General features: G+C 40.3%; 11 protein-coding genes. 5 read left to right on the top strand and 6 right to left on the bottom strand.

Annotation, left to right across the window (positions count from 1 at the left end):
- Positions 1-68: 68 nt before the first annotated feature.
- The 5 genes from MXE38_RS05950 to fliS all read left to right on the top strand — a co-directional run bounded on the left by MXE38_RS05950 (position 69) and on the right by fliS (position 6,959).
- A complete protein-coding gene (locus tag MXE38_RS05950) occupies positions 69-1,151 on the top strand; it encodes a glucosaminidase domain-containing protein (RefSeq protein WP_246913154.1) in 1,083 nt (360 codons plus the stop codon).
- A gap of 66 nt (positions 1,152-1,217) precedes the next feature.
- Positions 1,218-3,317, top strand: coding sequence for a flagellar hook-associated protein FlgK (flgK, locus tag MXE38_RS05945; RefSeq protein WP_246913152.1), 2,100 nt, complete (start codon positions 1,218-1,220; stop codon positions 3,315-3,317).
- Positions 3,318-3,330: 13 nt separating this feature from the next.
- A complete protein-coding gene (gene flgL, locus MXE38_RS05940) occupies positions 3,331-4,611 on the top strand; it encodes a flagellar hook-associated protein FlgL (protein WP_246913150.1) in 1,281 nt (426 codons plus the stop codon).
- An 883-nt stretch (positions 4,612-5,494) separates the two neighbouring features.
- Positions 5,495-6,139, top strand: a complete 645-nt coding sequence (locus MXE38_RS05935; protein WP_246913147.1) for a flagellar protein FlaG — start codon at positions 5,495-5,497, stop codon at positions 6,137-6,139.
- Between the two features lie 343 nt (positions 6,140-6,482).
- On the top strand, positions 6,483-6,959 hold the full coding sequence (gene fliS, locus MXE38_RS05930; RefSeq protein WP_246913145.1) for a flagellar export chaperone FliS: 477 nt from the start codon (positions 6,483-6,485) through the stop codon (positions 6,957-6,959).
- Positions 6,960-7,083: 124 nt separating this feature from the next.
- On the opposite strand, the gene pykF is transcribed toward fliS, so the two are convergent.
- From pykF to asd, 6 genes are all read right to left on the bottom strand, one after another.
- A complete protein-coding gene (pykF, locus tag MXE38_RS05925; RefSeq protein ID WP_246913143.1) occupies positions 7,084-8,502 on the bottom strand; it encodes a pyruvate kinase PykF in 1,419 nt (472 codons plus the stop codon).
- Positions 8,503-9,183: 681 nt separating this feature from the next.
- Positions 9,184-9,561: a fumarate reductase subunit FrdD gene (gene frdD, locus MXE38_RS05920; protein WP_246913141.1), complete on the bottom strand. Its 378-nt coding sequence runs from the start codon at positions 9,559-9,561 to the stop codon at positions 9,184-9,186.
- Positions 9,562-9,575: 14 nt separating this feature from the next.
- Entirely contained in the window at positions 9,576-10,028 is a 453-nt protein-coding gene (locus MXE38_RS05915) for a fumarate reductase subunit C (protein WP_246913139.1), read from the bottom strand.
- A gap of 4 nt (positions 10,029-10,032) precedes the next feature.
- A complete protein-coding gene (locus MXE38_RS05910) occupies positions 10,033-10,782 on the bottom strand; it encodes a succinate dehydrogenase/fumarate reductase iron-sulfur subunit (protein WP_246913137.1) in 750 nt (249 codons plus the stop codon).
- On the bottom strand, positions 10,782-12,590 hold the full coding sequence (gene frdA / locus MXE38_RS05905; protein ID WP_246913134.1) for a fumarate reductase (quinol) flavoprotein subunit: 1,809 nt from the start codon (positions 12,588-12,590) through the stop codon (positions 10,782-10,784). The genes MXE38_RS05910 and frdA overlap by 1 nt, the downstream gene beginning before the upstream one ends.
- A 696-nt stretch (positions 12,591-13,286) precedes the next feature.
- Positions 13,287-14,162, bottom strand: coding sequence for an archaetidylserine decarboxylase (gene asd, locus MXE38_RS05900; RefSeq protein ID WP_246913130.1), 876 nt, complete (start codon positions 14,160-14,162; stop codon positions 13,287-13,289).
- Between the last annotated feature and the right edge of the window lie 668 nt (positions 14,163-14,830).

Here is a 14,830-nt window from a genome sequence, read left to right as displayed (position 1 = left end):
TTTGATGGCTTCTCCTTTATATAGTCATCAAAATTTCGGTATTTTCGACTAGTTTTTTGGATGTAGGTATGGATTTTAGCTCACCTAGTATACAAAAAGCACAAGCCGATCTGGGCTTGCTTGCTGATACACGTGGTTTAGACAAACTACGTGCTATGGGTAATGGCACTAATAAGGAAAAAGCTCAGGCCTTGTACATGGCTGCCCAACAGTTTGAGTCTTTACTCATGCAGTATTGGGTAGACGGCATGCGTGCTACTAATGACGAGCTTAATCCTGACTCTCCATTAAAAAGCAAATACTCTGGCTTCTTTGACGACATGCTCTCCCAACAGCAAGTTGGAGCCATGGTAAATGGAAATGGTACAGGAACAGGCTCAATTAATAAGAGCTCCATTTCTTATTTAATTACCAAGCAATTTGCTCGCACTTTAGGTGATGAGGGTAAAGCTCTAATGGCCGAATTAGAAGGTCGACCATATGAGGCAAAAGACCCAAGCGCTGTAAGTGATGTGACTTCTTTAAATAAAGAGAGTAGCAAATTCTACGAGTTGTCCAAGAACGACAATATTGTTGCTGTGCTGCAAAGACAACGCCCTTCTAAGCTCTATGATGATGCTACTAAGAATGGCAATGCAACGATTTCTAATCTTAATGAGCTTTATGCCTCCTTACCTGATGCCAAGGAAATGCGTAACTTTACTTCTCCTGAGGACTTTGTGGAGAAGATGATGCCATACGCAGTTAAGGCTGTTGAGGGTGTTGGTATGAACCCACTAGTTTTAGTTGCTCAGGCAGCTTTGGAAACTGGTTGGGGCAAACATGTACCATCTGGAAATAACTACTATGGTATTAAAGCTGGCAAATCTTGGAATGGCATGACCCAGGACTTAGATTCTCCAGAATTTGAAAATGGCTCCATGGTTACCAGAAACTCTCGCTTTAGAGCTTATCCATCTGTATTAGAGAGCATGAAAGATTATGTTTCTTTAATAACTGGCAATGAGCGCTATTCCAAAGCGGCAGGCAAGAGCTTTGATCCAGATAGCTATTTTGATGAAATTCAGAATGCTGGATATGCTACTGACCCGCAGTACTCAGCCAAACTTAAAAATATTACACGCCAAATTGCATTTATGGCATACAAATAGCATTAAGAAAGATAACAGAATTTTTTAGCGGCATTGAACAGGCGCTAAGTTGAAGGAAGTAAGGATATGCTCGATTTGTTACAGACTGGTAAGTATGGTGTTCTTACCCAACAGAAACTTTTAAACACCACCTCCAACAATATTACCAATGTTAATACTGATGGTTATACCCGTCAGGAAACAATTGTCTATACCAGTGCTATTGACTGGGGTGTTGGCAGTACTGTAACTCGTCGTCTTTACGATAAGTATGTTCAGCGTGAAATGTTCCGCGATCAGGGTAACGTAGGCTTCTATGAGTCCTATGCCTCTGGTTTATCTACTGTAGATAAGCTCTTATCCAGCAAAGATACTTCTATTAGCGAAAAGCTAAACGCCCTGTTCTCCTCAATGGAAGAGGCTGTACAAAACAGCACTTCTATTGCTAATCGCCGTGAGCTCCTTGCACAATTCCAAACTATTACTGATCGTTATAACACTCTTAATTACAACATTAAGAATGAGTTAAATGACATCAACAACAAGATCAGTGATACTGCTTCAACTATTAACGATCTTGTTCAAGGCTTATACGAAGTAAACCGCCATGTACGTAATCTTGGTGCTAACATCACCAAGACTGATATTGGTTTACAGCTTTTAGATAAGCGTGATCAGTTAGTTAATGAGCTTTCCTCATATGTTGATATTAATGTAACCACCGAAGATGATGGTTCATGGAGCTTATACTTAGGTAATGGCCAATTATTAGTAAATGCCGATACCTATGGTACTTTAAAGGTTAACGAGAAGACTGGTGATCAGACCCGTCGTGAAATCAGCTTAGTTTTCAGCACTCCTAGCCAGACTGAGATTCAAATTGGTCACGAAGGCTGGGGTGGCAAGCTTGGTGGTTTATTAGCAGCCTCCGATGAAATGCGTCAATCCATGCGTGAGCTTGGTCAAAGCGCCATTGCTTTTGCTGACGCAATGAACGTACAAAACAAGGGTGGTATTACTCTTGGTAACGTAGCTGGTAAGGACTTAATCACCATTCCTGATGTAAAGGGTATTTGCACTAAGGGTAACTTTAATTTAACCCTTTCTTTCAACCCTGGTGAGGGCTCTGATGTTCGCAATACCGACTACTTCGTCCGTTTTGACAGCACTCAAAACCCTGCTGTTCCAGTTGTCTACACCGTAGATGCCAACGGCAAGGAAGTTCAACTTCCAGACGCTGAGGTTGTTTACGATAAGGCTAACCCAGGCGATCCTTTAAAGCTTAAGCTAAAGGGCCATGGCGTAACTTTAACCTTTGGTCCAGGTGAGACCTTAGACAAGTTAGCTGCTGCTGATGCTCAGTTCCACATTCAGCCAACCATTAATGCTGCTTTTGATATCAAGTGCAACATTTCTAAGCCAGAAGATTTCGCTTTTGCCTCTGCAATCCGTGTAAGTGGCAACAAGCATGGCGGTAATGCAACTCCTTCTTTAGTAGGTGTTACCCAGACTGGTACTGCTGCAACTGATAAAGACTTTGGTATTTATATTGATAAGACTACTGGCAAGCCTGCATTTACTAATAATGCTCCTAACTATGTTGAGTATCAGATTACTAATGCAGCTACTGGTGAGGGCCATTATGTTGTTTACAACAAGACCATTGTTAATGGTAAACCTCAGTTTACTAAGTTAGGTACTGCTCCTAAAGAGTGTAATGGTCAGAACATTTTTGCCAACACAACTTGGGATACTGATAACCAAGCTAAGAAAGACTCTGGCTATCCAAACTATGATGTCAACTTCACTGGCACAGTAGATAACAAGTCTAGCTTTGATATTGTACTTAATGAGGATGGCTACAACGATAACTCCAATGGTAACTTATTGGCAGGCCTCAAGCAGGAGAACTTAGTTCACGCTGCTGATGACATCAAGGTTTCTTTAACTGAAGACTATGCTGATTTAACTGCTGCTGTTGGTTCTGCTGTAATGTCAGCCAGCACTGATTTACGTGCAGCTGAGGCTAAGTGTGAGCAAAGCCAAAACTTATTCAACTCAACTGCTGGTGTAAACCTCGATGAAGAGGCTGCAAACTTAATTCGTTACCAGCAAGCTTATAGCGCCTGCGCTCGCATTATTAATGCATCTCAGACTATTTTCGACGCTCTTATGGGTGCAATCTAATTAGGAGAAAACTATGCGTATTTCAACCTCAATGCAGTATCGCAATCATTTGAGCTATTTACAGACTGCAAACTCTCGTGTTGACCAAGCTTCTATGCAATATAACACTGGCAAGCTTTTCCAAACTGCTGGTGAAAATCCTGGCGGCATGTCAGCTAGCATGAAGTATGAGTCTGATATTGCTTCTTATAAGCAATATGGTCTAAATGCAAAGATTGTTGCTGACGCTTTATCTCAAGAGGAAACTGCTTTAGGTCAAATCTATGAGACCATGTCCAGCATTCAAACTCGCTTAATTCAAGCAGTTAATGGTACTTTGGATGATGGTTCTCGTGCTGCATTAGCTGAGGATATCAAGCAAGCCCAAGCTCAGTTATTCAACACCATGAATACTAAGAATGCTGAGGGTGAGTATATTTTCTCTGGCGCTCAAAGCTCTATTCCTACTTATAAGCTAACCTCAGATGGTAAGTATATTTGTCAGGCTGACGGTTCTTCAAAGAATGTAAATGTATCACCAAACTTAACTGTTCAAACTACTGACAGTGGCTTAAACATCTTTGAGAACGTACATTTAGCTGCCGATTTTAATGCTACTGCTAAGAATCAAGCAGGTAATGCTACAAACTATCAAAGCTCTATTAGTGACTATGATCAGTTTAATGCATTTTATGCTAAGCACTACAATAGTGGTGTAAATGGTAAGGATCCAGATCCAGCATTAAATACCTTCAAAATTAAAGTAGGTGCAGACGGAAAGTTCCAGTTAACTGATAATGCAAATCCAGCAAACGTCCTTCAAGAGGGCGAAGTTAAGGATGGTAAGATTATCGTAGAGGGAATGGAATTTGAGGTTCCTGGCGGCACTCCACAAGATGGTGATGAGATTTCCATCGTTCTTGATAAGCCTCGCTCTGACAATATCTTAAACCAGTTAACTGACATTATTAATGCTCTAAATGAGCCAATTGATAATGCTGATCCTGGTAAGGTTACTGAGTTACGTGCTCAGTTGACTCGTGACATTGTTAAGATGCAGGAAAATCTTAACATTTCAAAGAAGCAGGTTGACACTTATCGTGGTTTAGTTGGTGCTCGTGGTGCCAACATTGACGACATTATTAAGTCTAATGAGTCTCTTCATGACATTAAGAAAGAGGCTAATGCTAATGTATCTGAGATTGATGCTTTTGAGGCCGTATCTAATTTATTAGTTACTCAGAATGCTCTTCAAGTGGCACAGCAATCTTACAACATTGTGCATTCAACCAGTTTATTTGACTTTATGAGATAAGATTTTATCTTTAGTCAAAACAAATAGAAGGCGAGCCATAATGGTTCGCCTTCGTTGTTTTTAAAGAGAGTTGGTTAAATTACCATTACCATTTGCCTGCTACTTATGTTGGAACTATTGTACAAATCTTTAAATTTGTGTAGTTAAGATAAATAGATATTAATTTAGTAATGCTTTTTATCTTTTTGGTGCAATAAATTGCAGTGATAATTACATTTGTTTTGTAACAAATTTCCAACTAAAACAGTTGTTTATAAGGGTTCTTGGCGGGACTTAATTTTTTTACCCCATTTAAATTTGTGATCAAAGTACGATCTTATAGATATATCACAAAGTTAATTTCAAAAAAACCGTAAATAGGCCGTTAAATATGAATAGATAAGGGGAAAAATAGCTGAAAATGCTATACATGTCACTGACAAAAGTCTTTTTATTACTTAATTTAAACTTTTGTAAGATCGTTTCTCCTTATAGTAAGCTCAGCTTCTATTTCCTAAGTTCGTAGAAGCATGGCTGATCATAAAATTGATAACTCCATCAACCTTGTGCATCAATAGGCTGTTTTATAGTGTTTTAATGGCTGTGAACTGAAGTTGGCATTTTTAATTGCTATCTGCAGTTTATTCCATAAGGCTTAACATTTTGTTAGGTTAGGTTCCCCATTAGTCAGGGTAGGATGTGCTCAAAAACGCTAGTTTTTTGTTATTGAAATTAGCTGATTACCATTGAGTGCTGTAAATACCTAACGAACTAACTGTAATATCTGTTGGTTCTTATAGGCGTATTAAGCTAGGTAATTGGGGTATAGGCTTGCGTTTTAAGTATTTCACTAAAAGTAGCGATTAAAGTGCATATTTCCCTGATTGGGTAAGAGGACTCGAACATGGATTTTTCAAGTGTAGTAAAGGCAGACAGAGATCTGGTTGTTAGTAAGGCTACCAATAAAGCTGAACTTAATAAAGGCTTACGCAACTATTCTGGTTCATCAGCTTCATCTACTGCAGTTGATGCCGAAAATGCCAAGTTGAATGCAGCTAATCCAGATAAGCATACCGTTGCTCAAAACAAGCTCGTTAATAAAAATATTTGGGAGCCAGAGACTTTTGTTTCTCAGGCATCCATTAAAAATTCGTTTATTGAGCAGGAAGAGAACGAGTATTTAGAGAGCTTACGCAAAGAGCGTGAGCAAATTAGAGAGGACGAAAAAGAGCGTCGTCTTGAGGAAGCTCATAATAAGGCTAAAGAAGTCATTAGTAGCTTAAACCAAAAGCAGTTAGCTTTACGTTTTGATACTTCTGATGACTATAATGATGCCAGAATTATTAATGTAGTGGATGCTAAGTCTAACGAAGTCATTAGACAGATCCCATCAGAAGAATTCTTACGAATCTCTGAGTCAATTAGAAATTACGAGCAACGTTTAGCCCATGACGATATGGTAGGTGATCCTGCTCTTAAAGCAAAAGGAGTAGATCCTACTGGCGTAAATGAGAGTTTACGTGGTGCTGTACTAGACGCTATGGCGTAAGCTATTCATGCTGTTATCTTTTGATAAGGCCTTATTAAGACAAAATCTTAATAAGGCTTTATTTTTATTGTCAGTATCAAATTTTCATAACTCAATGCCGTTAATTTTGGCATAAGAAGTGAAGCAAGATATTTGAAATACAGCCTCAAAATAGCTGATAATCCTTATAAGTTAGATGCTTTGTGTGCTATATTGTTTAGATTGTTACTGAGTTTTTTACAGCAACTAAAAGATTTTAATAATCTGTTAAGCTGCCTCATATTTAGTGAAAAAATATTGGCTATAAACGTGTGCTTACAATTCTCTATGTTTATAGCTTGCGGACATTTTGAAGGAGAAACACATGGCGTACGGACGTAATCTTAAAGCTTACAATCGTACCAAGCTGGAAGCGGAGATTCTCGTAGCTAGCCCTTATCGTATTACTCAAATGTTATTTGAGGGCTTAATTGAGCGCTTAAACCAAGCTAAGGGCTATATTGAGTTAAACGATTTTGCCAAAAAAGCTGATTATATTAGTAAAGCTATGGGTATCTTAAATGGCCTTCAAGGTGCCGTTGATCCTAGCTATGATGAGGAATTAGGTGCTCGTATTATTGGTCTTTATGAGTATATGAAAGATCGCTTAAACGATGCTAATGCCTCCAATACCATTGAGCCTATTGATGAGGTAATTCGTTTAATTACTCCAATTAAAGAGGCTTGGGATCAAATTCCTGAGGATATCAGAGAAGAGCAAAATATTGCTATTACCAAGAAGTATGAAGAAATTGATGCTGCTCAGCGTGAGCGCAATCGTAAAGGCTATGCTTATAGCTAATTCTTTTCTCTTACTTCAAGCAAAAAAGGCAACCATATGGTTGCCTTTTTTATTGTGGAGTACATAAAAAAAGCCGAACAAAAGTTCGGCCTTTTAAAATACAGTTATTCTGTTTACTTACATATTAGATGCAGTGAACAGAGAAAGTATTAGTGGTTCCAGAAGGTACTAATGCACCAGATACCATACAAATCTTGTCGCCTGCCTTAGCAAGGCCAGTCTCAAGAGCAATCTTCTTACCAAGCTCAAAGAACTCATCGGTAGAGTTAATACGATCTACGATGGTTGGGATAACACCACGAACTAAGCAGAGCTGACGAGCAGTCTTGCTGTTAGGGGTTAAAGCTAAGATGTGAGAAGTTGGGAAGTACTTACGTAAGGCTCTTGGAGCGTTGCCGTTCTCAGTAGCAACTACGATTAACTGAGTACCTAAAGTCTCAGCAGCCTCTACAGCGGCTAAGCTAACAGCCTCGGTTACGGTTGGGTTGCTGCTCTTTAAGCTTGCATCGTTGGTTAAAGCCTTAACCTCACGATCAGCACGACGGCAGATGGTAGCCATAGTAGAAACAGCCTCTAAAGGATATTTACCCTTAGCAGACTCGCCAGAAAGCATAACAGCATCAGTGCCATCTAAGATAGCATTTGCTACGTCACCAGCCTCAGCACGAGTTGGACGTGGATTCTTAATCATAGAATCTAACATTTGAGTAGCAGTAATTACTGGCTTACCAACTTCGTTGCAGCGGTTGATAATGTTCTTCTGGTGGAAGATAACTTCTTGAGCAGGGATTTCTACACCTAAGTCACCACGAGCAACCATGATACCGTCAGCTAACTCTAAGATGTCCTCAAAGTTATCGATACCCTCTTGGTTCTCGATCTTAGCGATAATCTTAATGGACTCGCCACCATTAGCATTTAAGAAATCACGGATGTCTTGAACGTCTTGGCGGTTACGAGTAAATGAAGCAGCAATGAAGTCAACATCACGCTTGATACCAAAAAGAATATCGTTCTTATCGTGCTCAGATAAGAATGGCATAGAGATGTGAGTGTTAGGAAGGTTAACGCCCTTCTTCTCACCTAAAGTGCCATTGTTTAATACTTCGCAAGATACTTCAGTATCGGTGGTGCTTAAGACCTTTAAAGCAAGCAAGCCATCGTCTAAAAGAACGATGTCGCCTTCATTAAGGTCACGGGCTAAATCAGGATAGGTAACGCTGATAATAGAGCGGTTGCCTACTACAGAGCTATCAGTAGTAATGGTGATCTTTTGACCAGTTACTAATTGGATATCCTGACCATTCTCTAAAGAGCAAGTACGAATTTCTGGGCCACGAGTATCAAGAAGAACAGCAAAGATTTTGCCAGTCTCTTTCATGATAGCTTCTAAATTGGTAATACGGCCACCATGTTCCTCGAAATCACCATGTGAAAAGTTTAAACGCATAACATTCATGCCAGCGTTTAATAAGGTTTCCATGACTTCACGCTTCTCAGACTTTGGACCAATGGTACATACCATTTTAGTTTTCTTAAGCACTTAAACTACCTCGTGACGGTTATTACTTGTTACTATTTTTAGCCCGCAAATTATATCAAAAGGAAATGGAAAATGAGTTTAAATCAAGCGCTAAATGATAAAAAAATCCTGAAATTTATCAAAAATGCCGCCGTCTTAGCAAAAGCGTGAAATCGCCCGCAAATTTTAGTTAAAAGCACATTAAAAAACATACTAAAAGTGCACATATTGCGATATCGATAACTATCAATTAGCAATAAATATATGGCTAAGCATCAAGGCTGGAATGCAGTATTTTTAATAATTAATTAAATTAAATAAGTACTTAAGTATAAAAAACTTAAATTTTAGCTAAATTAAGGCAGGTAGCAGCTTAATAAAATTCATTATATATTTGCTAAAAGCTTATATATAAGCCATTTGTTATTACTTAATGCTAAAGCACAAAGCACAATCAAGGCACAGTTGCCAAACAAAATGGCTATTTATCCTTGGCAGTGATGACACTTATTAAAAGTGTATAAGGATAAGGGTGACTTTTGCTCTTATTACTTCTATATATGTTAGGAGGCTTGAGGTGAGAGTGTTGACTACTATATTAGTAGGAGTGGAGATAGGGGATAGGGGAGAGGTACAAAAAGAAAAAGCTGGCTAAAAAGCCAGCTTTTCCTTTTGCAATTAGTGCTTATTTAAGATTTGGAATTACCAAGCCTTGAAGTAAGCGGCTAATTGTAAAGCTAAAGCACCGAAAGTGCAGGCACAAGCAGCACCGTAGAATACGTAGTGGTGTAACTTAGTGGTGTGAATACCAACATCGTGTAAGGCGTGGTATAAACGGTGGAATGAGTGGAAGAACACGCCACCTAAAATGGTGAATAATACTAAGTTAGCGAACCAGTTGCCGAAAATTGCCTTGGCTTGCTCAAAGTTTAATAAACCAGAGGTTAAGTCAGGGCCACTTACGCCAGCTGCTAATAAGATAATAAGAATGGCAGGTAAAGCCATAGCTACGGCCATACCGCCAGCGCCGAATAATAACCAGAAGATTGGCTCATCGGAACGAACAGGCTTGTTTTGCATGTTTTTTCTCCTAATTACATGCTGGCAAAGGCAGCAATTAAGATCACTACAGTTGCACCAGCAGCAGCTGCATAGAGACTGCCCATTACGAACATCTCAGGTACGAGGTCGGTAGTGGTCTTATTCATGAATACACGAACAGCCTTTGGCATTAAAGCAAACCAAGTTACTGCGTGGAAAACAACACCGCCTAAAGAGGCTAAGTTGATGAGTAATACTAATGGGTTGCCTAAGAAGTCCTGTACCCACCAGAGGTAAGGTGCAGCACTCTTAGCAGTGGCAACATCACCACTAAAGTCACTCAATACAAACATGAAAACGCCAAGTAAGAGCTCTAAAGCTACGAATAGAGCGCAAGCGGCGGTACCCTCACGAAGCATGTAGCGGAAATAGAATGGGTTCTTTGTCCACCAGGTTGCCTCAAAGCGAGGATTGTAAGGCTTACGGAAGTTCTTTACATCACTCATTGTTTTACTCCGGCTTAAACATTCTGATGACGTAGTCGGTGGCACTCATCTTCTTACCAAGCTGAATTGCAGAGCTTGGGTCTACGTGCTTAGGACAAACCTCAGAGCAGTAGCCTACGAAAGTACAACCCCAAACGCCTTCCTCAGCATTGAGATAAGGTAAGCGATATGCCTTACCACCATCACGGTTATCAATATTGTAACGATACAACAAGGTTAATGCGGCAGGGCCGATGAACTCTGGGTTGATCTTATATTGAGGGCAAGCAGCGTAGCAGCAACCACAGTTGATACACTGTGAGAACTGACGATATGCTTCCATCTGCTGTGGAGTCTGCTTATAAGCCTCAGTTAATGGCTTATTCTTATCCTTCTCAGCAGGAATGATGTATGGCTTGATACGCTCAATCTTCTCAATGAGATCGGAGATATCAACAACTAAGTCACGCTCGATAGGGAAGTTATCGAGTGGGGCGATCTTCATGTCCTTGCCTTCGTAATCACGTAAGAAGGTCTTACATGCAAGGTGAGGAACGCCATTAACCATCATACCGCAAGAACCACAAACGGCCATACGGCAGGACCAACGGAAGGAGAGGCTTGGCTCGAAGTGATCCTTAATATAGAAGAGAGCCTCTAAAACTGAAGTCTCATGAATATAAGGAACGTCGAAGGTTTGCTCCCATGGCTTCTCGTCCTGCTCTGGACGGTAGCGGACGACAGTAATCTTCATTGTTTTTTGCTGTTGTGCCATTATTTCTTAGCCTCCTCTTTCTTGGCGGCTTCTGCAGCCTCAGCTTCAGCGCCGTATACACGCTTAGCAGGCTGGAAGGTAGTAATCTTAACGTCGCTATAGGAAATGTCTGGTAAACCAGTCTCGGCATTGTAAATAGCGAGAGTGTGCTTCAAGAAGTTCTTGTCATCACGCTCCTTGTATGCACCATCTGGACCGTCAAGACGTTGGTGAGAACCACGAGATTCCTTACGGTTGATAGCAGAGTGAACCATGGTCTCGGCACAGTCTAAGGTGTAGCCTAACTCAATTAAGTTCATCCACTCGGTGTTGAATACACGACCACGATCAGTTAATGGAACGTTCTTGATACGTTGACGGAGATCCTTCAAGACATTGATAGTCTCTTGCATGGTCTCTTCTTCACGATAAATACCAACACCCTTTTCCATGCTCTCGCCCATCTCAGTACGGATCTTGTACTGTGACTCATTGCCAGTAACATCGAATAAGGAGAGGGCACGTGCCATTGCAGCCTCAGCTTGACGATCTAATTCCTTAGAATCGTAGTCCTTGAGCTCGTGAGCACGGTTTGCAGCCTCATCACCAGAGAGCTTACCGAATACAACGGTCTCAACTAAGGAGTTAGAACCTAAGCGGTTAGCACCGTGGATACCTACGGAGGCACACTCACCAGCGGCATATAAGCCTGGCATACGGGTAGCGGTCTTGCCATCGGTCTCAATACCACCCATGGTGTAGTGAACTACTGGGCGTACTGGAACTGGCTGCTTAACTGGATCAACACCAGAGTAGGTCTGAGCTAATTCACAGATTAATGGTAAACGCTCGTGTAAGTACTTCTCACCTAAGTGGGTAAGGTCTAAGTGAACAGCCTCACCTAGTGGGTACTTAATGGTACGACCCTTACGTGACTCTTGCCAGAAAGCTTGAGATACACGATCACGTGGGCCTAATTCCATGTACTTGTTCTTTGGATGACCAACTGGAGTCTCAGGGCCTAGACCGTAGTCTTGTAAGTAACGGTAGCCATCCTTGTTGTACAGAACACCGCCTTCACCACGGCAGCCTTCGGTCATTAAGATACCGCAGCCTAAGAGGCCAGTTGGGTGGTACTGTACGAATTCCATATCACGGATAGGTACGCCATGACGGTAGGCAAGAGAAATACCGTCACCAGTTACGATACCACCGTCGGTGTTAAAGATGTAGGCACGGCCTGCACCACCAGTAGCAATGATAACGGACTTAGCATTGATCTGACGGAATACGCCATTTTGTAAGTCAAAAGTTACAACGCCGCGGCAAACACCATCCTCAACTAAGAGGTCTAATACAAAGTGCTCATCAAAACGTTGAATTGATGGGAACTGTACTGAGGTCTGGAATAAGGTGTGGAGCATGTGGAAACCAGACTTATCAGCAGCGAACCAGGTACGTGGTACTTTCATACCACCGAAACGACGTACGTTTACGTCGCCATCAGGCTTACGGCTCCATGGGCAGCCCCAGTGCTCTAATTGGAAGAGCTCTTCGGAAGTGTGACGAACGAAGTACTCAACTACGTCCTGCTCGCAAAGCCAATCACCGCCAGCAACAGTATCTTCGAAGTGCTTTTGGTAAGAGTCATCATCACGAACAACACCAGCAGCACCGCCTTCAGCAGCCACAGTGTGGCTACGCATTGGGTAAACCTTAGAAATTAGCGCAACGCGAAGCTTTGGATCAGCCTGTGCAACAGCAATAGCTGCACGTAAGCCTGTACCACCAGCACCGACGATTGCAACGTCAGCTTGAATTTTTTCCACGTGTATCTCCTAAACCTTGAGTGAATTAAAACCCACTCATGGCAAACAGCAAAAAATCGTGTCTAATATACCATATTAAGGCGAACTACTCACGCTCAATGCGTAAGCGGTGGAGGCTGGAAACCTCTACCTATTCCTGTTTGTGCCTAGAATTGTTGTATAAGACACGAAATTGTCTATCCACAATAGGGCATTTCACAGGCGTTACATTCCCACGCTCCATGGGTAGGGCATTTAAGCCAAAATCTGTTTAGAAATTCGCTTATAAGAAAAACTTATTATCTACAAAGTTCACTCTAATATTTTGATGACCAACTACCTAAAGTTATAACTATAAAGAGCATAAGACATAAGGTATATTTTAGCTTGAATTTAGCTTTAAGTAGCTTGAAAATCATCAAAAATGCGAACTCACACAGCAAAAAACTTAGCTAAATTAGCTAAGGTGGTTAATTAAATAATCACTATTTTGCCATATATAATTAAAAGCACACACTTTATCACAACACAAAATTGGACACAGTGCTATTGATCACTTTATTAACAAGTTTTTGTAAAAAAGTATATCTAGTTTTTCAAATCAGCTTTTGATAAAGATTTAATGAACTTGTCCAACAATTACTAGGACATAAAAATGCCTGCTTTGATAGCAGGCATTTTTGTAAATGGGCTCTTTTAGAATCTTACAAGGGCCTATTAATCTTTGAAATTAGCATCAGCAAGCTTGGCATTACCAATCATGCTTTGGCCCATTTGAACTTTAGCGCCGTTCTTCATATAAAGCTCTAAGTCGCCTAAAGACTTAGGCCAAAGAGTAATTACAGTAGAGCCAAATTTAAAGTGGCCAATTTCAGCACCACGCTCGAACATTAAATTCTCTTGAGAATAGTCTTTGACTTCAATGCCAGAGCGTCTTACTACAGTACCATCCCATACAGTACCAATAGAACCTACTAAAGCAGCGCCTACCATGATGACAGCCATTGGGCCACGTTCAGTCTGGAAAATGCAAACTAAGCGTTCATTTTTAGTAAATAAGTCATCCATATGAGAAACATTGCGCTTTCCTACAGGGAAGTGACGGCCTGGGATATGAATGGTACGAAGTAATTTACCATTCATTGGCATATGAATACGGTGATAGTTAGCTGGAGACAAATAAATGCAAGCAAAGCGACCATTATCAAAAAGATCAGCGTCTTCTTTGCGGCCACCAACTAAAGCATTAAGGCTATAGTCAATACCTTTAGCTTGGATTAAACGTCCTGCTTTAATATCTTCAGCTTGACCTACAGTGCCGTCTACTGGAGATACAGCAATACAAGTAGAGCTGTCAGCAATAGGGCGTGCCTCTGGTTTTAACTTACGAATAAAGAAGTCATTAAAAGTTTTATAGCTCTTAAGATCAGTGTTTTCACACTCTTCGACATTGATCTTATAAGTAGAAATAAATCTACGAATTAACCACTGAGTAAAGCCACCCATAGGGGCATCAGTTAGTTTGGATGATAAATAGGTTAAAGTTGAAAGAGGGGTAAGGTATTCAAAAGTTTTTAAAATGAGCCCGAACATTAGCGTAATCTCCTATTATTGCGCTTAATTGTCTTAGATTCCTTATGCCATTGCAATGTTAGTTTGTAGTTTCTCATACAAAAGATAGGTATAAGTTAGTACCAAACTAAAGAGGGAATACCAACCTTGTTAATAATTGCAGCCATATAAAGCTTAGCTAAGCTTGGCTAAGCCTAGCTTTAGTATAGTCGTACTTCTTGTCTGTGTTGATGGTGTTGATTGAAGCGGCTACTAATTCAATTCAATAGAGCAAAAGTTTTTTGCTTTAAGGGCATAAATGTGAACAAGTCTTTACTAATTCTAAGCACTGAGCTTATTACTTAATGTTGGTTAATAGTAGAAGTCGTAGGTTGCTTTAAAGGTGCTTTACTAAAATGAAGCATGGTAGTTGATACTTTAATTTTGCGTTTAGTTCAATTTTAGTGCTCATCATGTGAGGGCAGTAAAAAAAATTTCATATTTTTTTGCATGCCCATGTACTTAAGGATTCCCTTATTTATAGGGTTTATTAGATTATGGGCTAAAAATATAGGCAAAACTAAGGATTTTGCCCTTATTTCAGCCTTATTTTTACATATGTTTAACCAGAGTTTTCCCTGATTTGGGGAAAAATTAACATTTTAATGTTTTATATGCTAAAAATCTGATATTTAAGCTATTTAAAAAAG

It is taken from the genome of Anaerobiospirillum sp. NML120448 (genome assembly GCF_023050945.1).
In the GTDB taxonomy this organism is placed as follows: Bacteria; Pseudomonadota; Gammaproteobacteria; order Enterobacterales; family Succinivibrionaceae; genus Anaerobiospirillum.
This window is presented reverse-complemented; position numbering and strand designations above follow the sequence as displayed.

Coding starts and splice junctions, on each gene's coding strand:
- MXE38_RS05950 (WP_246913154.1), top strand. CDS start 69: ATGGATTTTAGCTCACCTAGTATACAAAAAGCACAAGCCGATCTGGGC.
- flgK (WP_246913152.1), top strand. CDS start 1,218: ATGCTCGATTTGTTACAGACTGGTAAGTATGGTGTTCTTACCCAACAG.
- flgL (WP_246913150.1), top strand. CDS start 3,331: ATGCGTATTTCAACCTCAATGCAGTATCGCAATCATTTGAGCTATTTA.
- MXE38_RS05935 (WP_246913147.1), top strand. CDS start 5,495: ATGGATTTTTCAAGTGTAGTAAAGGCAGACAGAGATCTGGTTGTTAGT.
- fliS (WP_246913145.1), top strand. CDS start 6,483: ATGGCGTACGGACGTAATCTTAAAGCTTACAATCGTACCAAGCTGGAA.
- frdD (WP_246913141.1), bottom strand. CDS start 9,561: ATGCAAAACAAGCCTGTTCGTTCCGATGAGCCAATCTTCTGGTTATTA.
- MXE38_RS05915 (WP_246913139.1), bottom strand. CDS start 10,028: ATGAGTGATGTAAAGAACTTCCGTAAGCCTTACAATCCTCGCTTTGAG.
- MXE38_RS05910 (WP_246913137.1), bottom strand. CDS start 10,782: ATGGCACAACAGCAAAAAACAATGAAGATTACTGTCGTCCGCTACCGT.
- asd (WP_246913130.1), bottom strand. CDS start 14,162: ATGTTCGGGCTCATTTTAAAAACTTTTGAATACCTTACCCCTCTTTCA.